At 66.4% G+C, this 18590-nt stretch carries 18 protein-coding genes and 1 riboswitch; of the genes, 11 read left to right on the forward strand and 7 right to left on the reverse strand.

Translation table 11 applies throughout. From position 1 onward, the window contains the following. Positions 1-20 precede the first annotated feature (20 nt). Together EC839_RS23360 and EC839_RS23365 are read left to right on the forward strand one after the other, a co-directional pair. Entirely contained in the window at positions 21-287 is a 267-nt protein-coding gene (locus EC839_RS23360) for a PepSY domain-containing protein (RefSeq protein WP_007160728.1), read from the forward strand. After that, positions 287-835: a cytochrome b/b6 domain-containing protein gene (locus EC839_RS23365; protein WP_007160729.1), complete on the forward strand. Its 549-nt coding sequence runs from the start codon at positions 287-289 to the stop codon at positions 833-835. Before EC839_RS23360 ends, EC839_RS23365 begins: the two co-directional genes overlap by 1 nt. On the opposite strand, the gene EC839_RS23370 is transcribed toward EC839_RS23365, so the two are convergent. After that, positions 832-1788 carry a cation diffusion facilitator family transporter gene (locus EC839_RS23370; RefSeq protein ID WP_007160730.1) on the reverse strand — a complete coding sequence of 319 codons (957 nt, stop codon included), beginning with the start codon at positions 1786-1788 and terminating at the stop codon, positions 832-834. The two genes, EC839_RS23365 and EC839_RS23370, sit on opposite strands and share 4 nt — an antisense overlap. A 244-nt stretch (positions 1789-2032) precedes the next feature. Here EC839_RS23370 and EC839_RS23375 point away from each other — a divergent pair, with 244 nt between their 5' ends. Continuing rightward, positions 2033-3706, forward strand: coding sequence for a phosphoethanolamine transferase (locus tag EC839_RS23375; RefSeq protein WP_007160731.1), 1674 nt, complete (start codon positions 2033-2035; stop codon positions 3704-3706). 79 nt (positions 3707-3785) lie between these two features. After that, positions 3786-4328: a cytochrome b gene (locus EC839_RS23380; RefSeq protein WP_007160732.1), complete on the forward strand. Its 543-nt coding sequence runs from the start codon at positions 3786-3788 to the stop codon at positions 4326-4328. Here the strand turns inward: EC839_RS23380 and EC839_RS23385 are convergent. Further along, the gene (locus EC839_RS23385) at positions 4325-5161 is read right to left on the reverse strand and encodes a hypothetical protein (RefSeq protein WP_007160733.1); all 837 of its coding nucleotides are present in this window, start codon (positions 5159-5161) and stop codon (positions 4325-4327) included. The two genes, EC839_RS23380 and EC839_RS23385, sit on opposite strands and share 4 nt — an antisense overlap. Beyond that, the gene (mntP, locus tag EC839_RS23390) at positions 5161-5733 is read right to left on the reverse strand and encodes a manganese efflux pump MntP (RefSeq protein WP_007160734.1); all 573 of its coding nucleotides are present in this window, start codon (positions 5731-5733) and stop codon (positions 5161-5163) included. The genes EC839_RS23385 and mntP overlap by 1 nt, the downstream gene beginning before the upstream one ends. 5 nt (positions 5734-5738) lie before the next feature. After that, positions 5739-5905: riboswitch (yybP-ykoY riboswitch) on the reverse strand. 394 nt (positions 5906-6299) lie between these two features. Between mntP and pstS the strand changes: the two genes are divergently transcribed. From pstS to EC839_RS23415, 5 genes are all read left to right on the forward strand, one after another. After that, positions 6300-7313 carry a phosphate ABC transporter substrate-binding protein PstS gene (gene pstS, locus EC839_RS23395; RefSeq protein WP_007160735.1) on the forward strand — a complete coding sequence of 338 codons (1014 nt, stop codon included), beginning with the start codon at positions 6300-6302 and terminating at the stop codon, positions 7311-7313. Positions 7314-7389: 76 nt separating this feature from the next. Beyond that, complete coding sequence (pstC, locus tag EC839_RS23400) at positions 7390-8364, forward strand: phosphate ABC transporter permease subunit PstC (RefSeq protein WP_007160736.1); 975 nt, start codon at positions 7390-7392, stop codon at positions 8362-8364. Continuing rightward, positions 8364-9239 carry a phosphate ABC transporter permease PstA gene (gene pstA / locus EC839_RS23405; RefSeq protein ID WP_007160737.1) on the forward strand — a complete coding sequence of 292 codons (876 nt, stop codon included), beginning with the start codon at positions 8364-8366 and terminating at the stop codon, positions 9237-9239. The genes pstC and pstA overlap by 1 nt, the downstream gene beginning before the upstream one ends. Before the next feature lie 5 nt (positions 9240-9244). Next, positions 9245-10009: a phosphate ABC transporter ATP-binding protein PstB gene (gene pstB, locus EC839_RS23410; protein WP_017638707.1), complete on the forward strand. Its 765-nt coding sequence runs from the start codon at positions 9245-9247 to the stop codon at positions 10007-10009. 310 nt (positions 10010-10319) lie between these two features. Further along, complete coding sequence (locus EC839_RS23415; protein ID WP_007160739.1) at positions 10320-11606, forward strand: putative porin; 1287 nt, start codon at positions 10320-10322, stop codon at positions 11604-11606. Positions 11607-11936: 330 nt separating this feature from the next. Here EC839_RS23415 and EC839_RS23420 read toward each other — a convergent pair whose 3' ends face one another. Beyond that, complete coding sequence (locus tag EC839_RS23420) at positions 11937-12227, reverse strand: DUF2845 domain-containing protein (protein WP_007160740.1); 291 nt, start codon at positions 12225-12227, stop codon at positions 11937-11939. 174 nt (positions 12228-12401) lie between these two features. Here EC839_RS23420 and EC839_RS23425 point away from each other — a divergent pair, with 174 nt between their 5' ends. Further along, positions 12402-13961, forward strand: a complete 1560-nt coding sequence (locus EC839_RS23425) for a RimK family alpha-L-glutamate ligase (protein ID WP_007160741.1) — start codon at positions 12402-12404, stop codon at positions 13959-13961. A 9-nt stretch (positions 13962-13970) separates the two neighbouring features. After that, positions 13971-14810: a magnesium transporter CorA family protein gene (locus EC839_RS23430; protein WP_132833196.1), complete on the forward strand. Its 840-nt coding sequence runs from the start codon at positions 13971-13973 to the stop codon at positions 14808-14810. Positions 14811-15023: 213 nt separating this feature from the next. Here EC839_RS23430 and EC839_RS23435 read toward each other — a convergent pair whose 3' ends face one another. Genes EC839_RS23435 through EC839_RS23445 form a run of 3 tightly spaced genes read right to left on the reverse strand, consistent with a single transcriptional unit; the run spans position 15024 to position 18276 of the window. After that, the gene (locus EC839_RS23435; protein WP_007160744.1) at positions 15024-15581 is read right to left on the reverse strand and encodes a DNA-3-methyladenine glycosylase; all 558 of its coding nucleotides are present in this window, start codon (positions 15579-15581) and stop codon (positions 15024-15026) included. After that, complete coding sequence (locus EC839_RS23440; RefSeq protein WP_007160745.1) at positions 15578-17377, reverse strand: glycoside hydrolase family 15 protein; 1800 nt, start codon at positions 17375-17377, stop codon at positions 15578-15580. Before EC839_RS23440 ends, EC839_RS23435 begins: the two co-directional genes overlap by 4 nt. A gap of 5 nt (positions 17378-17382) precedes the next feature. Then, positions 17383-18276, reverse strand: coding sequence for an SDR family oxidoreductase (locus tag EC839_RS23445; protein ID WP_007160746.1), 894 nt, complete (start codon positions 18274-18276; stop codon positions 17383-17385). Positions 18277-18590 lie beyond the last annotated feature (314 nt).

The raw sequence follows: 18590 nt of genomic DNA on the forward strand, positions 1-18590 counted from the left end.
CCACCACGAGGAGTGTCGCCATGCGCCGCCTGTTGCTGCCGTTGCTGTTCGCAAGTCCCCTGGCCCTCGCCGCCGAACCCCAGTGCACCCAGGCGGACAAGTCCACCTGGCAGGACGCCGAGAAATTCCAGGCGCAGCTGCGTGACCAGGGCTACGAGATCAAGAAGTTCAAGATCACCAAGGGCAACTGCTACGAGATCTATGGCTTCGACAAGGACAGGCGCAAGGTCGAGATCTATCACGATCCGGTGAGCGGCAAGGCGGTCAAGAGCGAGATCGACAGCTGATGAAGACGGCGACCGTGCGGCTCTGGGATCCCCTGGTGCGGCTGTTCCACCTGTCGGTCGCCGCTGCCTTCTTCGCCAACTACTTCTTCAACGAGAAGGGCGCCTTCTGGCATCGCTGGATCGGCTACTACGCCTGTGCCTGGCTGCTGGTGCGCCTGGTCTGGGGCTTCATCGGCCCGCGCAGCGCGCGCTGGAACGATTTCTGGCCGAGCCGCGCCCATCTAGGCGCCCATCTGCGTGACCTCTGGCAGGGCCGCCCCCATCATCGTCTCGGCCATTCGCCACTGGGCGCCCTGGTGATGCTGCTGATGATGGCGGCCATTGCCGGTCTGGGCGTGACCGGCTTTCTCATGCGCGAGGTGGATGCCCTCTGGGGCGCCGACTGGCCCGAGGAGCTGCACGCCTGTTTCGCCAACGGCCTGCTGGCGCTGGTCTGTCTGCATGCCGTGGCCGCCGTGGTGGAAAGCCTGCGGGTGGGCGACAACCTGCCGCTGTCGATGCTGACCGGTCGCCGCCGCCCGCTGGACGAGGGCTCCCCGCGCGACTAGGCGCAGTGCCCGTCGAGGGTACCCGGCGGATCCACCTGCACCGTCACGTGCTGCAGGCCATGGCGGCTGCGCAGCAGATCGCCCACCAGGGTCGGCAGACGTAGGGGATCGCTGCCCGGCGCCGGGGTGATGTGCAGGGTGGCGATGCGGGTCTCGTCGGTCAGCGTCCAGACGTGCAGATGGCCCACCTCGGCCACCTCCGGCAGAGCGCGCACTGCCGCCGTGGCACCGGCCGTGTCGAATTCCCGTGGCGCGGCCTGCAAGAGCACCGCGCCGGCATCGCGTACCAGGGTCCAGGCCGATTTGACGATCAGCAGGGCGACCAGGATCGACAGTGCCGGATCCAGCCAGGTCCAGCCGGTCCAGAGGATGCCCAGGGCGGCGACGATGGCGCCCACCGAACCCAGCAGGTCGCCGGCCACATGGAGCAGGGCGCCGCGCAGGTTGCTGTCGTCCTTGTGCCCGCCGTTGAGCACCACGAAGCCGACGATATTGACCACCAGGCCGATCACCGCCACCGCCAGCATGGGGCCGGACAGCACCTCGGTGGGCTCGCGCAGCCGCATGATGGCTTCCCAGCCGATCCACAGGACCAGCAGCAGCAGGGCGACGCCATTGGTCAGGGCGGCGAGGATGCGCACACGGTGGAAGCCATAGGTGAAGCGCGCATTGGCCGCCTTGGCCGCCACCCGGTAGGCCACCAAGGCCAGGAGCAGCGCCGCGGCATCCGAGACCATGTGGCCAGAATCGGCGATCAGCGCCAGGGAGCCGGACCACCAGCCGCCCACGGCCTGGACGATGGCGTAGCCAAAGGTGAGGGCGAAGACCAGCTTGAGCTTGCGCTCGTTGTCGGCGGTCACCCGCGGGGCGTGGGAATGACCATGGCCATGCTGATGATCGTGGTCGTGGTCGTGGTCGTGGTCATGATCGTGGTGAGAGGTGGAGCCACTCATCTACAGGTCTCCGGAGCATTGAGGAGGCAGTGGGCACGGGCCCTTCTCTGACCATCCTGAAGCCTGAAGTGACTTCAGGGTCAAGCGGATCGGGCAGTCAGCTGACCCCTTGGTCATCTGTTACCGGGCATGAGCCGCTAAGAATTCATTAAGGTTCGCCCCTCAGGGTAGCGGCTCCCTGTCGCCGGAGCCCGCTCATGATCGCCTTCCCCAGTCTCCCTTCGCGCAGGCGCCGGGCGCCCTGATGCTGCTCGCAGCCTTCTCCCGCCCCCGCGCCTCGGGCTGGCGACCCTGGCGCAATCTGCTGCTCCTGAGCAGTCTGAGTTGCCTGCTGTTGCTGGCCGACGACTTCCTGCAGCAAGGCTTCACGGCAAACAACCGCGCCGAGCTGGAAGCGGGTTATGTGGCCGCGCTCTGGGTGTTCAGCCTGGCGCTCTGGCTGAGCAACCTGCCGCGCCTGGCCGCGGCCATCCTGCTGGGGTTCGCCCTGATGCAGCTGCTGCAGCTGGGCAACCTGAGTTTCTTCGGCGAGCCACTTAGCGCCATCGACATCCAGGCCCTGCTGGGCGACACCGCGGAGGTGCGCCAGACGCTGTGGCCCAGTCTGCCCGAACACTGGCCGGTGCTGCTGTGCGTGGGGCTGCCCTATGGACTGCTGATCGCCCTGCATCTCCAGCTGGCCGGCCGGGTGCCGCTGCCGGCCAGTCGCTGGGCGCTGATCCTGATCGCTGCGGTGCTGCTGTCCAAACCCTATCGCGCCACCTATCGCAACCTCGATGCCTTCGTGCCCAGCCCCGCGCGCAGCGGCTTGCACAACAGCCTCAACGCCTTTTCCGCCTGGGCGGTGCGTCTGGCCGGGCGTGACGACGTCGTCCTGCCGCCCACCGCCTATGCCCCCTATGGACTGATCCAGGTGCCCAGCAGTGCGCGGCACGTCTGGCTGGTGGTGGCCGATTCCCTGCGCAGCGATCGGCTGGGGGCCTTTGGCTATTCTCGTAATACCACCCCTAAACTATCGGCCTATCTGGCGGACAATCCCCAGGCGCTGATCCGGCCTGGGGTGGCGGCGGGAGTGGCTACCGACGTGAGTTTGCCCTACCTGCTCAATCCGATCCGCGAACCGGGCCAGGATCAGCGGCTGCGCAGTGGCGAGATCAATCTGTTCCGCTTCGCCCAGGCCGCCGGCTTTCGCACCCACTGGCTGTCGTCCCAGGAATCCAAGTTGCTGGCGCACCTGGGCAGTCGCTACCTGGACGTCGCCATCACCCGCGAGGACCATCCGCTGCGCTTCCTGCAACGCCAGGACCGTGCCCTGCTGGAGATCCTCGACGAACAGCGGTGGGCGCCGCGCAACTTCGTGGTGCTCAACCTGCGCACCGCGCACCTGCCCTATGCGCAGAACTATCGCCACGAGCGCACCCCGGCGCCCTGGCCGGATAGCGGGGCCGAGGGCCAGGCCAATGCCTATGACAATTCCCTGCACTATCTCGACGGCCTGCTCGCTGAGATCCTCGCCGACTTCGACCGCCTGGACGGCGAGCGCTATCTGATCATCACCGGCGACCATGGCCAGCGGCTGGGGGAGGGCGGTCACTGGGGGCACAACGATCTGGTGCCCGAGGTCAGCGACGTGCCGGTGATCGTGGTGGCGCGGGACGCACCGCCCCAACCCCTGACCGAGTTGCAGGGCGAGCGCTGGATCAGCCACTACGAGGCCGGCAGCTGGCTGGCGGAGCGGCTGGGGACCCGCATCGACAATCCCAATCGCCGCCCCGACGAATACTTCGTCCATGGCAAGCTGCTGTTCAGCGACAATTTCGTGCAGCGTGTCTGCGAATCGCCCACCGGCCTGGTGCACCAGCCGCCGCAACAGCTGAGCACCCTGCTGCTGGATACCACGGCGGCGCCCTGTGGTTAGCGCCGCGGCCGTCTTACCCTTGGCTCCGAGGCGCCGCTACACTGCCGGCGCCTCTTCATCTCAGTCGCAGGATCCCGTCATGCCTTCCGCTTCCTCTGTCTCCCGCTATGCGCGCAGCGCCCGGCTGCTGCACTGGCTCATGGCCCTGCTGGTATTGCTGGCCTATATGCTGATCCTCAACCGCGGGCAGTTCGAGCGGGGCTCCCTGGAGCGCCAGTGGGTGACGCTCAGCCATTTCTGGGTGGGCCTGCTGGTCCTGGCGCTGGTCTTGCCGCGGCTGCTGGTGCGCCACCGCCATCCGGTACCGCCGATCACGCCGCCGCTGGCGCGGAGCCTGGAGACCGTCGGCCGACTGACCCACTATGGGCTCTATGCCTTTCTGCTGGCCCAGCCGCTGCTCGGGCTGTTCACCGTCTGGCTGACCATCGGCGCGGTCAAGATCCCGTCCAGCACCTGGGCGCTGCCTTCGCCCTTCCCGGTGGACCCGGCACTGGCGAAGACGCTCAAGGGCGTGCACCTCTGGCTCGGCAAGGCCTTCTACTGGGTGATCGGCCTGCACCTGCTGGCCGCGCTCTGGCATCACCTGGTGCGCAAGGACGACACCCTGAAGCGCATGCTTTAACGCGGTTCGAGGGCGATGATCCGGTCGCGACCGCCTTCGGCCAGCAGATAGCCGTCGCCCCGTGGCAGCAAGGCCTGGGGCGCGCGCAGGAAGGTCAGGATGGCGCGCGGGGCCGACTGGCGATCCCAGAGCAGCAGGCGGGCGCGGTGGGTCGAGTCTTCGCTGATCCACAGGCCGCGGCGGTCGCAGAGCAGAAAGCTCGGCTCGCGCAGATCGCGCAGCGCCGGCGGATCCCGGCCATCGTCGCTCAGCTGACGCACCAGGCCGCGGGATTTCTCGGTATAGAAGGCACTGCCGTCCGGGCAGCGGGTAAAGGACTCCGCCTCGTCAAGGTGGTCGCGCAGCACGGTCAGGCTGCCATCGGCGGCATCGTAGCGCAGCAGGCGTCCGGCCCCCTTGCGGTCTTCCACGGCATAGAGCCGCTTGCCTTCGGCCCAGAGGCCCTGGGCTTTGATACCGGTGAAGAGATCGCGACTGCCGGCGGCGTCGAACCAGCGGATGGGATGGGTGCCGCCTTCCTGGCTGTAGGCGAAGCCGTCCTGGTAGGGCACCAGGCCGTCGGGCTTGTACAGCCCCTCGCTGAGCACGCTGCGCCGGCCCTGGGCATCGATGCGCAGCAGCCGGCCCTTGCCATCCTTGAGTTCTTCCGCGGTGAGCAGGGCATCGCCCTGCCAGGCCAGGGCGCTGGCCTTGGCGATGTCGGCATGGGCCACTTCGTAGCGCCAGCCAGGAGCGGCCTGGGCCGGCCAGAAGCGCTGCCAGGCGAGAAAGCCCAAGGCGGCCAGCAGCAGGGCGGCCAGGACGAGGAGGGCGCTACGCCAGAGGCGAGCCATCAGCTGGCAACGGCGGCCAGGTGTTCATGCAGGATGGCCGCGCCGATCACGATCAGCACCACGCCACCGAGCATCTCCGCGCGCTTGCCGACCAGATTGCCCATCACCCGGCCCAGCATCACCCCGGTGGTGACCATGATCATGGTGGCGAGGCCGATGGCCAGGGCGGCGGTGATGATGTTGACGTCGATGAAGGCCAGGCCCACGCCCACGGCGAGGGCATCGATGCTGGTGGCCACGGCGGTCAGGGCCAGCAGCATGAAGGAATGCTGGCGGGGCTTTTCTTCCTCGGCCTCGGGCGCGCCGAAGCCGGCCCAGATCATGCGCAGGCCGAGCACGGTGAGCAGGGTGAAGGCGATCCAGTGATCCCAGGGCTGGACGTACTGGGCGGCGGTGAGGCCGACGGCCCAGCCGATCACCGGGGTGATGGCTTCGATGACGCCAAAGATGGCGCCGGTGCGCAGGGCTTCGCGCAGGCAGGGCTTGTGCAGGCTGGCACCCTTGCCGACCGCGGCGGCGAAGGCATCGGTGGACATGGCGAAGGCCAGAAACATCAGGGAAGCGGGGTTCATCGTGACAGCGCCGGCCGGGCTCGATCCACAAGACATCCCCGCACGCCCGGCGTGGCGCGGTGATGCCTCTGGTCTCGCCAACCCTGACTGGCTGTCCTGACCACGGCGGTTGCCGAGTATGTTGATCAGGACGCTTTCCACCGCGGTGGAAGCAGGCTACTCCCCAAAGAGGCCGCCACCTTACCCATCCGGATAGAGAAAGTCTATCTTGTAGATAGTTCTAATATATATAGCCTTGGCTAAATCTTCTGCCGTCGAGTCCTCCAAAAGCGCCGATGAATCCTCTGCAGGGCGCGCTCTTACTGGATTGGGGGCTCGGCACAGGATGCTGTGAGAGAAGGCTAGCGGCTACCGGTGCCCTGCGCGGACGTCGCCCAGGGATGCCCGGAGGTCGCTTGCTCCCGCCGAGCAGGGCGGGAAGCGTGCCTTCGCTGGTCGCGAGGCCGAGCGCCAGCCCGTCGCCCATGATGGCGCTCTGCCGTCCCCGTTTCGTCATGCCGCTGACACTTAATTGTCACATTTCGGCAATAGCCTAGCGCCAGCCCTCACTAGGTAATGGAGCCACCATGAAACGCACGTTCAGCCTCTCTCTGTTGTTGTCGGCCTTTTGCCTGAGCACCGCCGCTCACGCCGTGGATGTCACGGGCGCCGGCTCGAGCTTCGTCTTCCCCGTTCTGTCGAAGTGGTCGCAAGGCTTCAGCGAGAAGACTGGCAACCGTATCAACTACCAGTCCATCGGCTCCGGCGGCGGTATCGCCCAGATCAAGGCCGGCACCGTGGACTTCGGCGCCACCGACGCCCCCATGAGCACCGACGACCTGCAGAAGGGCGGTCTGGGCCAGTTCCCGACCATCATCGGCGGCATCGTGCCGGTGATCAACGTGGAAGGCATCGAGCCCGGCAAGCTGAAGCTCGACGGCCCGACCATGGCCAAGATCTTCATGGGCGAGATCAAGACCTGGAACGACCCGGCCATCGCCGCGCTGAACCCCGGCATGAAGCTGCCTGAGGGCGCCATCACCGTGGTGCGTCGTTCCGACGGCTCCGGCACCTCCTACAACTTCACCAACTACCTGGCCAAGGTCAGCCCGGAGTGGAAGGAGAAGTTCAACTTCGGCACCACCGTCAACTGGCCGGTCGGTGTGGGTGGCAAGGGTAACGAGGGTATCGCCGCCTACGTGAAGCAGATCAAGGGCTCCATCGGCTACGTCGAGTACGCCTATGCGCTGACCAACAAGATGACCCATGTGCAGCTGAAGAACGCCGCCGGCAACTTCGTGCAGCCCGAAGCCAAGAGCTTCCAGGCCGCCGCCGCCACCGCCGACTGGAAGAGCGCCAAGGACTTCAACCTGCTGATGACCAACGCCCCGGGCGCCGACGCCTGGCCGATCACCGCCACCACCTGGATCGTGATGTACAAGGAACCCAAGAACGAAGAGCGCAGCAAGGTCGCCTTCGACTTCTTCAAGTGGTCCCTGGAGCATGGCCAGAAGGATGCCGCGGCCCTGGATTACGTCCCGGTCCCGGACACCCTGGTCAAGCAGATCGAAGGCTACTGGGCGTCCGACTTCAAGAAGTAAGCACGACTGTCCCGCCGCCTGGATCCCCTGGGGTCCAGGCGGTTTCGCGCGTCCTTCCAGGTAGACGGAAAGCTCCATGACCGACCAGACCCTGCCCCTCTCCGCCGCTCAGGAACAGCGCATCCGCCGGGATACCCGCGCCGATGTCTGGTTCCGCCGGCTGCTGTTTTCCGCCGCGCTGCTGGTACTGCTGGTACTGGTCGGCGCCGCCGCGTCCACCCTCTGGGGCGGTCGCCACGCCTTCATGACCTTTGGCCTGGACTTCATCACCTCGGCCGAATGGGATGTCGGGGCCGAGAAGTTCGGCGCCCTGGTGCCCATCTACGGCACCCTGATGACCTCCTTTATCGCCCTGCTGCTGGCCGTGCCCACCGCCTTCGGCATCGCCCTGTTCCTCTCCGAGATCGCTCCCACCTGGCTGCGCGGTCCGGTGGCCACGGCGGTGGAACTGCTGGCCGGTATCCCGTCGATCATCTACGGCATGTGGGGCCTGTTCGTCTTCGGTCCCTTCATGGCCGCGCACATCTCGCCCTTCATCAACGACTACCTCGGCGCCATCCCGGTGATCGGCGTGCTGTTCCAGGGGCCGCCGCTGGGCATCGGCATGCTGACCGCCGGCATCATCCTGGCGATCATGATCCTGCCCTTCATCACCTCGGTGATGTACGAGGTGTTTCGCAGCGTGCCGGCCCAGCTCAAGGAATCGGCCTATGCGCTGGGGTCCACCACCTGGGAAGTCTGCTGGGACATCGTGCTGCCCTACACCCGCTCGGCGGTGGTCGGCGGCGCCTTCCTCGGCCTGGGCCGTGCCCTGGGCGAGACCATGGCGGTGACCTTCGTCCTGGGCAACGCCCACCAGTTCTCCCTCTCGCTGATGATGCCGAGCAGCTCCATCGCCTCGGTGATCGCCAACGAATTCAACGAGGCCTACACCGATCTGCACCGCTCTTCGCTAATCGCCCTGGGCTTTTTGCTGTTCGTGGTGACCTTCTTCGTGCTGCTGGCGGCACGGCTGATGCTGACGCAACTGTCGCGCAAGGCAGGTAACTGATGCACATCGACGCCTATCTCTATCGCAAGCGGCGGATCAAGAACGGCATCGCGCTGATCTTCGGCAGCGCCGCCGCCGTGCTCGGCCTGGGTTTCCTGGCCTGGATCCTCGGCACCACCCTGATCAAGGGCGTCAGCGCCCTGAGCCCGGCCATCTTCGTCGAGATGACGCCGCCGCCCGGCGCCGCCGACGGCGGTCTGGCCAACGCCCTGTTCGGCAGCGTGCTGATCACCCTGCTGGCCACCGCCATCGGCGCACCCATCGGCATCCTCGCCGGACTCTGGCTGGCCGAATACGCCCGCCACTCCAAGCTGGGTCTGGTGGTGCGCTTCGTCAACGACATCCTCCTGTCGGCGCCGTCCATCGTCATCGGCCTGTTCATCTACACCGCCGTGGTGGTGACCCTGAACCAGTACTCCGGCGGCAGCCTGGGCTTCTCCGGGTTCGCCGGCTCCCTGGCGCTGGCCATGCTGGTGGTGCCGGTGGTGACCCGTACCACCGACGAGATGATGCAGCTGCAGCCGCCGGCCATGCGCGAAGCGGCCCTGGCCCTGGGCATCCCCCAGTGGAAGGTGACCCTGCAGATCCTCTTGCGTGCCTCCCGCGCCGGCGTGGTGACCGGGGTGCTGCTGTCCATCGCCCGCATCACCGGCGAGACCGCACCGCTGCTGTTCACCGCCTTCGGCAACCAGTACTGGAACGCCGACGTGCTCAAGCCCATGGCCACCGTACCGGTGACCATCTTCCAGTTCGCCATGAGTCCGTTCGAAAACTGGCAGCACCTGGCCTGGGCCGGCGCCCTGCTGCTGACGCTGTTCGTGCTGCTCCTGAACCTCTCCTCTCGCTTCTTCTTTCGTAACCGGGATTCCAAGTGACTACCATGCAGACGCAGATACCGGAACTGCAGGCGCGCGACGTCGGCTTCCGTTACAAGGGCCACCAGGCGCTCAAGTCGATCAACCTGGACATCGCGGCCAAGCAGATCACCGCCATCATCGGCCCGTCCGGATGCGGCAAGTCCACGCTGCTGCGCATCTTCAACCGCATCTACTCGGAATACCCGGGGCTGGAAGCGACCGGCGAGATCCTCATGGACGGGGAAAACATCCTCGATCCCAAGTACTCGCTGAGCCGCCTGCGCAGCACCATCGGCATGGTGTTCCAGAAGCCGGTGCCCTTCCCGATGTCCATCGCCGACAACGTCGCCTACGGCATCCGCCACCACGAGCGGCTGTCCCGCGTCGAGCTGCAGGATCGCGTCGAGCAGGCCCTGCGCGGCGCGGCGCTGTGGGACGAGGTCAAGGACAAGCTCAACCAGAGCGCCCTGGGTCTCTCCGGCGGTCAGCAGCAGCGCCTGTGCATCGCCCGTACCATCGCCCTGCGTCCGCGGGTGCTGCTGCTGGACGAGCCGACCTCGGCGCTGGACCCCATCTCCACCGCGCGCATCGAACAGCTGCTGGCCGAACTCAAGCAGGAGTTCACCGTGGTCATCGTCACCCACAACATGCAGCAGGCGGCGCGTTGCTCCGACGTCACCGCCTTCATGTACCTGGGCGAGCTGATCGAAGTGGACAAGACCGACAAGATCTTCACCAAGCCGGACAAGAAGCAGACCGAGGACTACATCACCGGTCGCTTCGGCTGAGGATTTCGCCGGCTCTCGGCAAGGCCACTCCCCGGAGTGGCCTTTTTCATGGGCGAGCGGAAAGGGGCGGGGCAGGGCGGTCGCCTGGTTTCTCGGCGGAGAACATTGTCTTCACGTCCGAGAAAGACTTTTGCCAAGCTCGCAACGCATGGCGTTACCGTGAAATTTTCATTTAATTTCAAAGGCTTGTATTAAAAGTTTTACTTTATTGAAGGCAAAACGACATCTCTTCTGCCGAGACTGAGCCAGCTTCGTGACGGGCTGCACTGCCAGCCAACACCCCTGGATTGTCTTGAAAGGAGATCTGCCGATGTCTGTTAACCCTTATCGATTCACGGCGCTGTTCTCGGGCGTGCTCCTGGCCACCTGCTCGGCCACCGCGAGTGCCGCTGTCGATGAGAAGCTGCTCGACATGCTCAAGGCCAACGGCTCCATCACCCCCGCCCAGTACGCCGAATTGCGTGGCGACCTGCAGCAGGAGCAGCAGGCGCGCGCCGCCCAGGTCGCCCAGCAGCAGAAGACCTCCGACTTCGAGAAGAAACTGGCCTGGGCCGCCAAGACCCAGATCAAGGGCGATGTGCGGGTGCGCCACGAGAGCATCGACATCAGCGGCGAGCCGGACAACGGTCGCGATCGCGACCGCCAGCGCATCCGGGCGCGACTGGGCGCCTACAGCGAGATCAATCCGCAGGTGGACACCGGCATCCGCATCGCCACCGGCGGCGGCGACGATGCCCGCTCCACCAACCAGGACCTCAACGGCTACTTCAACAAGAAGCAGCTCTGGCTGGATCAGGCCTACATCGACTACCACCCCACGGCGCTGCCGAATCTGCACCTGGTGGGCGGCAAGATGGGCCAGCAGTGGGTCAGCACCGGCGACGTCATCTGGGACGCCGACATCAACCCCGAAGGCCTGGCCGGCACCTACAAATACGACCTGGGCGGCGGCGCCGAGCTGTTCGGCAGCACCGGCTACTACGTGCTCAAGGACAACGTCGACGGCGAGGGTTACGAGTTCAAGCATGACCTGCGCCTCTACGCCGGCCAGCTGGGCAGTCGCTTTAACCTTGGTGACGCCGCCAAGCTGATGGTCGGCGGCAGCGTCTACGCCTACGACAAGGACCAGGACAGCACCTGCCCGACCACCGGTTCGGTCACCTCGCCCTGCGCCCTGGCGGTGAATGGCAACACCACCGACCGCTTCCAGCTCTACGAGGGCTTCGCCCAGCTGGACCTGACCAAGCTGTGGGTGCCGCTGTCCTTCTATGGTCAGTACGTGGTCAACGACAAGGCCGACGACGGCGAGGACACCGCCTGGCTGGTGGGCGCCAAGACCAAGCTGATGCAGCGGGTCGGCCTGGAATACAACTACCGCGATGTCCAGCGCAACGCCGTGGTGGGCGCCTTCACCGACTCCGACTTCGGCAACGGCTCGACCGGCGCCCGCGGCCACAAGCTCAAGCTCGGCTACGACATCGACAAGAACTTCGGCGTCGGCCTGACCTATTTCCTCGCCGAGTCCGACACCGCCAGCCGCTTCCGCACCGATGCCGATGTGAAGACCCTGCAGCTGGACCTGGAAGCCAAGTTCTAACCACGGCCCTCAGGTCGTGCTCCGCTTGAACCGCCCTCGGGCGGTTCTTTTTTGCCGGCGCGATGGAAAGGCTCGCCTGGCACCTGTTGGGCTTCGCTGCGCTCAACCCAACCTACGCCTGAGCCGCTGCTTTTCCCCCTCTCCCTCGGGGAGAGGGTTGGGGTGAGGGAAGCTCCCGCCTGCTAACCGAGAGAGAGGCTCACCTGGCAACCGTTGGGCTTCGCTGCGCTCAACCCAACCTACGCAGAAGCCGCTCCGCCCCTACGCCGGGGCTGCTGCTTTTCCCCTCTCCCTCTGGGAGAGGGTTGGGGTGAGGGAAGCTCCCGCCCACTAACGCTCCACCCTGATCTCCACCAGCTTGCCGTCGATGAACTTGAGGTGACGCGAGGCACCGTTCTCCGGGGCATAGGTCCAGAACTGGGTCTCGGCGGCATTGAATTTGGGCACGTTGTTGTTGCGCAGTGCCGGCGGATTGATCTTGCGCTCGGCCGGAGCGCCACAGGCGGCGAGGACCTGGTCGACGCTGTCGCCTTCCTCGACGAGACTCTGGCCACAGCGCAGGCTGGCCTGGGCGAGGAGGGGACACAGCAGGACGATCGGCAGCAGCTGACGGGGCTTCATGAGGACTCCAGGGCAGGACGTTCGCAAAGCTTAGCCAACCGCCGAACGACGTGCCCGGCGCAAAGTCTCGGTCAACTCCGCCGCCGCGGCATAAAGCCTGCGTAACGGCGCGGGACAGCCGCCGGCGGAAGGCGTATTGCTGGACACCCCTTTCGCCAGAGCCCGGTTCGCATCATGGTCGCGATTCAAGCCCGCCTGCCCGTCGCCACCCCCGTTCCCCGTCCCGAACCCGTGCTGCACCTGCCGGCCAGCAGCACCCTGCTGATCATCGTCGAGCGCAAGGAAGACTGGTCGGACTACCTGCCCAGCGAAAGCATCGTCACGGCCCAGGAGTATCTGGAAGACCGCCGTCTCACCGCGGGCGGTGGCCGCATCCAGGTGCTCAACCTCTGTCGCAACTACCGCTACCTGGGCCACGGCTACTATTGCTCGCTGCTGGCGGAGGCGCGCGGTCATCGCGTCATCCCCTCGGTGCGGACCCTGAGCGAACTCAATCGCAAGGCGCTCTACGGCCTGCTGTTGGAAGACCTCGACGCCCTGGTGGACCAGGCGCTGGCCGAGCATCCGCTGGGCGCCACCGAGGGCTTCACCCTCAACCTCTATTTCGGCCGCACCGAATTCGCGCCGCTGCAGGCGCTGGCCAGGCACCTGTTCGACGCCTTCCCGTGCCCGATCCTGCAGGTGGAGTTGCGCCACAGTCGCCACTGGCACATCGCCGGGATCAAGAGCGGCGCCCTGCACCGCCTGCAGGACGCCCAGCAATACGCCTTCGCCGATGCCCTGGATGCCTTCAACCGGCGCATCTGGCGGCAACCGGCCTCGCGGCGCCAGGCGCGCTACGACCTGGCCATCCTGCATGACCCGGAGGAGTCCTTGCCGCCCTCCAATGCTGCGGCCCTGGCCGGCTTCGTCGCCGCCGGGCGTGACCTGGGGGTGGCCGTGGAACTGATCGAGCGCAAGGACTACAGTCGGCTGGCGGAATACGACGCCCTGTTCATCCGCGCCACCACCCGGGTCGACGACCACACCTATCGCTTCGCCCGCAAGGCCGAGAGCGAAGGCCTGGTGGTGCTGGACGATCCCGCCTCCATCCTGCGCTGCACCAACAAGGTGTTTCTCAGCGACCTGCTGGCCCAGCACGGCCTGGGCATGCCGCGTACCGAGATCCTCTATCGAGAACGACCCCAGGACCTGGAAGAGGTGGGGCAGCGCCTGGGCTATCCGCTGGTGCTGAAGATTCCCGACGGCTGCTTTTCCCGCGGCGTGCTCAAGGTGGCCGACGCCGCCGAATTGCGCCAGGCCGCGGCGGAGCTGTTCGAGCGCTCGGTGTTGCTGCTGGCCCAGGAATACCTCTACACCGAATTCGACTGGCGCATCGGCGTGCTCGCCGGTGAGCCGCTCTATGCCTGTCGCTACTTCATGTCCGCCGGTCACTGGCAGATCTACAACCACAAGGCGGAATCCGGCAGTACCGGAGGGCGCTGCGAGGCGGTGGCCATCGCCGCGGTGCCTCCCGCGGTGGTGGAGCTGGCGGTGCAGGCCGCCGCCCTGATCGGCGATGGCCTCTATGGCGTCGATCTCAAGCAGGATCGGGATCGGCTGGTGGTCATCGAGGTCAACGACAACCCCAATCTGGACGCCGGCATCGAAGACGGCCTGCTGGGCGAAAGCCTCTATCGACGGGTGCTGGAGGATTTCGTCCGGCGCCTGGAGCAGCGGCGCCAGGGCTGGTAGGAGCACGCCATGATCGAAGCCTTCACCCTGCGGGAGGGTGGCCTGCTGCCGGCGGGCGACCGCTCGGCGCCGGTGCTGCTGTGCAGCGATCCGGATGCCCGGGAGCGCGTCTGGCTGCAACAGGCCTTTCCCCTGGACAGCCACCGCCTGGCCTCGGCGCTCGACCCGGACGAGGTCTCGCGCCTGGAAGTGCGGGGCGACGAACTCTTCCTGATCTGGAAGCGTCCGGAACGCTATGCCGGCGGGGCGCGCTTCGCCTTCGAGGTGTCTTCCTTCGGCTTGCTCTGGCATCCCGAGCGGCTGGTGGTCATCTCCGCCGGCCAGTCGCTGCTGGCCGGCGAGGGGCCGTTGCAGCCGCTGCACGATCCGCTGGATGTGCTGGTGGAACTGCTGTTTCGCAGCGTCCATCACTACCAGGGGCATCTCAAGGTCATCAGGCTGGTCGGCCGCGAATTGCAGCAGCGCTTCGACAGCTCCCTGGGCAACGAGCACCTGCTGCAGATGTTCAATCTCAGCGAGAGCCTGATCCATTACATCAACGCCCTGCAGGGCAACGGCGCGGTGCTCGACCGACTGCGGCAGATCGCCGAAAGGCGCGAGCTGGGCGAGGCGCTGCGGGCGCGCCTGGAAGACCTCATCATCGAGAACGACCAGTGCCGCCGCCAGGTCGACCTCTACGCCACGGTGTTCGCCCGCCTCATGGATGCCCGCGGCAACCTGGCCAACAACAGCATGAACCTGACCCTGCGCAACCTCACGCTGATCAACGTGGTGTTCCTGCCGCTCAACCTCATCGCCGGCATCGGCGGCATGTCCGAATTCAGCATGATGACCGCCGGCCATCCCTGAGTCTCGCCCTGACCTGGATCCTGCGCCGCTCGTTGCGGCGTCGGGCCGAATCCGCCGCGCACGCGGCCTAGCACGCTTCATCGACAGCATCAGAGGACAACATGGAAAAGCAGCTACTCGGCCTGGGCATCGTCCTGGCGATTCTGGTCTTCGGCCTCCTGACCCTGATCGTCGATCTGCGCCGCGGTCGGCGCCAGCACCGCGCGGCGGTGCTCAGCCAGGAAAGCCACGACTCAGATAGCGCGAACCGGCCAGGCCGAAGCGCCAGGGCACCTCGCGCGCGCGGCTGATGCCGATGCGCGGGCCCGCGAGCACCGCCACCTCGGCAGCCGCCGGCTCCAGCAGGAAGGGCGGCTCGGTCAGCGGCAGGCCATCGTGACTGCCGTCGATGGCGAGGGCCTGGCACAGCCGACCGGGACCGGCGCAGAGCAGGCGATCGGCCAGGCCGCCCCGGCGTTCGCGCATCACCTCCAGCCCCCACAGGGGCTCCAGCGCGCGGATCAGCACGCCGGCGCCATGCCCGGCTTCGCGGCAGACCAAGTTGAAGCACCAGTGGATGCCGTAGGAGCGATAGACATAGGCATGGCCGGGCGGGCCGAACATGGCGCGGTTGCGCGGAGTCGGGCCGGAAAAGCTATGGGAGGCCGGGTCTTCGCCGTCGTAGGCTTCGGTCTCGACGATGAGGCCGCCGACGCCCGCGACCCTGAGCGTGGCGCCGATCAGTTGCCGGGCGACCTCGTTCACCGGGCGGGTGAAATCCAGATCGCTCACGCCTCAGGCTCCGGTTCTTCCAGAATCAGCGCCGCATGCACCATGGCCAGGTGACTCAAGCCCTGGGGAAAGTTGCCCAGGGCTGCGCCGTCATGGGGATCGCGCATCTCGGTCATCAGGCCGACGCCATTGAGACTGGCGGCCAGCACCTCGCGCATCAGTTCGCGCGCCTGATCCACCTCGCCCAGCACGGCATGCGCCTCGACCATCCAGTAGGAGCAGGCAAGAAAGGCCCCTTCCTCCCGTTCGGCGCCGCTGTAGCGATAAACCAGCGGACCGCGGGCCAGCTCGCGGCGGATAGCCGCCAGGGTACTCACCGACCGCTCACCCCCGTCGAAGCCGAAGCGGATACCGAGCAGCAAGCCGGCGTCCAGGCGCTCGGTGCCGGCATAGAAGGTATAGGCCTGCTTGCGCTCGCTCCAGCAGTGTTCGTTGACCCAGTCGCGGATGCGATCGCGCTCGCGCTCCCAGCGGCCACACATGGCGTCGGGGATGTGCCCCTCGCGGGCCAGGGTCACGGCGCGATCCAGGGCGAACCAGCAGCCCAGCTTCGACAGGGTGTAGTGGCGCTCTTCGGGCAGCTCCCACATGCCGGCATCCGGCTGGCGCCAGCCATCGGCGCAGAGATTGGCCAGGTCGGTGAGCAGGCTGGAAGTGGCGAAATCCAGCACATGGCCCTTGCTGGCATAGAGGCGAAAGGTCTCCAGTAGATCGCCATAGAGACTCAGCTGGCACTGGGCGCTGGCCCGGTTGCCAACGCGGACCGGCTGGGAGTCGCGATAGCCCGGCACGGGAATGGTGCGCTCTGCCGGTGCCAGCTCACCCTGCAGGGTAAAGCAGGTGTGCAGGCGATTGCCGTGGCGGCGGATGACGTTCTGGATCCAGGCCAGCGCCGCCTGGGCCTCGCCGAGGGCACCCAGGCGCAGGAAGGCCTTGATGGTAAAGACCGCATCGCGCACCCAGGCATAGCGGTATTCGTAGTTCTTGTCGCCGCCGATGCGTTCCGGCAGCGAGGTGGTGGCCGCGGCGACGATGGCGCCGGTGGGGGAGTAGAGCAAGAGCTTGAGGGCCAGCGCCGAGCGCTTCACCTCGCTGAGGAATTCGCCGCGATAGGCAAAACCCTGAGCCCACTCGCGCCAGGCCTGGTCGCTGCGGTCGATGCGCTGGTCCACCTCGTCCAGCGAGGGCACCACCAGCGGTTCGTTCTCGGTCGCGGTCAGCGCCAGGACGCTGCGTTGCCCGGCTTCCAGCACCAGGCGTGCCACCAGTCGGCGGTCGTCGCACTGGAGGATCTCCAGCCGCTCGCAATACCTCAGGGTGGCCATGACCCCGTCGACGTGCATGACCTCGCCATTGGGCGTGCTGCGCATCCAGGGCGAGACGGTCTGGCCCTGGGTGCCGGGCACCAGTTCGATGCGCAGTTCGACCCGTCCGGAGAGGCCTTCCACCCGGCGCCCCAGTTCGCACCAGGGCAGGCGACCGGCCGAGCCGCTGTTGAGCGACTCGGTCAGACGCACGCTGCCATCAACGGTGTGGAAACAGGTTTCTAGCACATTGCTGTCTTCCCGGTAGGCCCGCTCGACGCGGTAGTCGGCCACCGGGGCAATCGAAAAGAAACCGCCGGCCGGGGCATCCAGCAGGCGGTCGAACAGCGGGGCGGAATCCATGTTCGGCACGCACCACCAGTCCAGCGAGCCGTCCGGCGCCACCAGGGCGATCGAACGACCGTCGGAAAGGGCGGCATAGCCCGCCAGGGGCGCATAGCCGTCCTGGCGGGCGGGGTCGAAGGCCGCCATGGCCGTCAGCCCATGCCTCCGGTGGCGCCATAGACCTCACCGGTTACATAGCTCGACTCCTGGGAGGCCAGCAGCACATAGATGGGCGCCAGTTCCGCCGGCTGGCCGGGGCGCTTGAACACCGTTTCGCCGCCAAAGGTGGGAATCTTTTCCTGGGGCTGGCCACCGCTGGGCTGCAGCGGGGTCCAGAAGGGACCGGGGGCCACGGCGTTGACACGGATGCCCTTGCTGGCGACCTGCTTGGCCAGGGCCTTGGTGAAGTTGGTGATGGCCGCCTTGGTCGAGGCGTAGTCGAGCAGGAATTCCGACGGCTGGGTGGCCTGGATCGAGGTGGTGTTGATGATGGCGGCGCCGGCCGGCAGGTGCGGCAGCGCGGCCTTGCACAGCCAGAATAGGGCGTAGACGTTGGTCTTGTAGGTGGCGTCGAACTGTTCGGTGGTCAGCTCGGCGATGTCCTGCACGGCGGTCTGCTTGCCGGCCACGTTGACCAGGATGTCCAGACCGCCCAGGGCCTCCTTGGCCTTGCTGACCAGTTGGGTGCAGAAGGCTTCGTCCTTCAGATCACCGGGTACGCAGACGGCCTTGCGACCCTCGGCTTCCACCAGCTTGACCACTTCCTGGGCGTCGGCCTCTTCCTCGGGCAGGTAGTTCAGCACCAGATCGGCACCCTCCCGGGCATAGGCGATGGCCGTAGCCCGACCGATCCCCGAATCCGCGCCGGTGATCAGCGCCTTGCGCCCGGCCAGACGACCGAAGCCCTTGTAGCTGGTCTCGCCATGATCGGGACGCGGCTCCATGACCTGGGCCAGACCCGGAGCCTCCTGGGGCTGCTTGGGAAATTCCGGCTGGGGATACTGGGTGAGGGGGTTCTGCATGGCGTATTGGTTGTCGCTGGACATGACATCTCCTGAAGGGGGCCAAAAGGCGCCCGTTTGGCATCTTTTCGATGACGTTCAGGGAAATGGAGCCGCAACGCGCAGGAGAGGTTCCCGCCGATTCATAGGGGTTGTATCGAGCTGGACAGCTTTCTTACCCCGTTTTTACCCACGACTACGCCTTTTCCGGCCCGCCCTGGCGTCCAATGACGACGAGAAGGGAAGGGCCCTTCTGGAGTGGAGGTGTAGTGGTCTACTGATTCCGGACACCCATTTAGGGCGAGAATGCTCGCCATAGAGAGGTGTCTGATGACCAAGCAACGTCGTTCCTTTACGCC

It is taken from the genome of Pseudomonas sp. JUb52 (assembly GCF_004341115.1).
In the GTDB taxonomy this organism is placed as follows: Bacteria; Pseudomonadota; Gammaproteobacteria; order Pseudomonadales; family Pseudomonadaceae; genus Chryseomonas; species Chryseomonas oryzihabitans.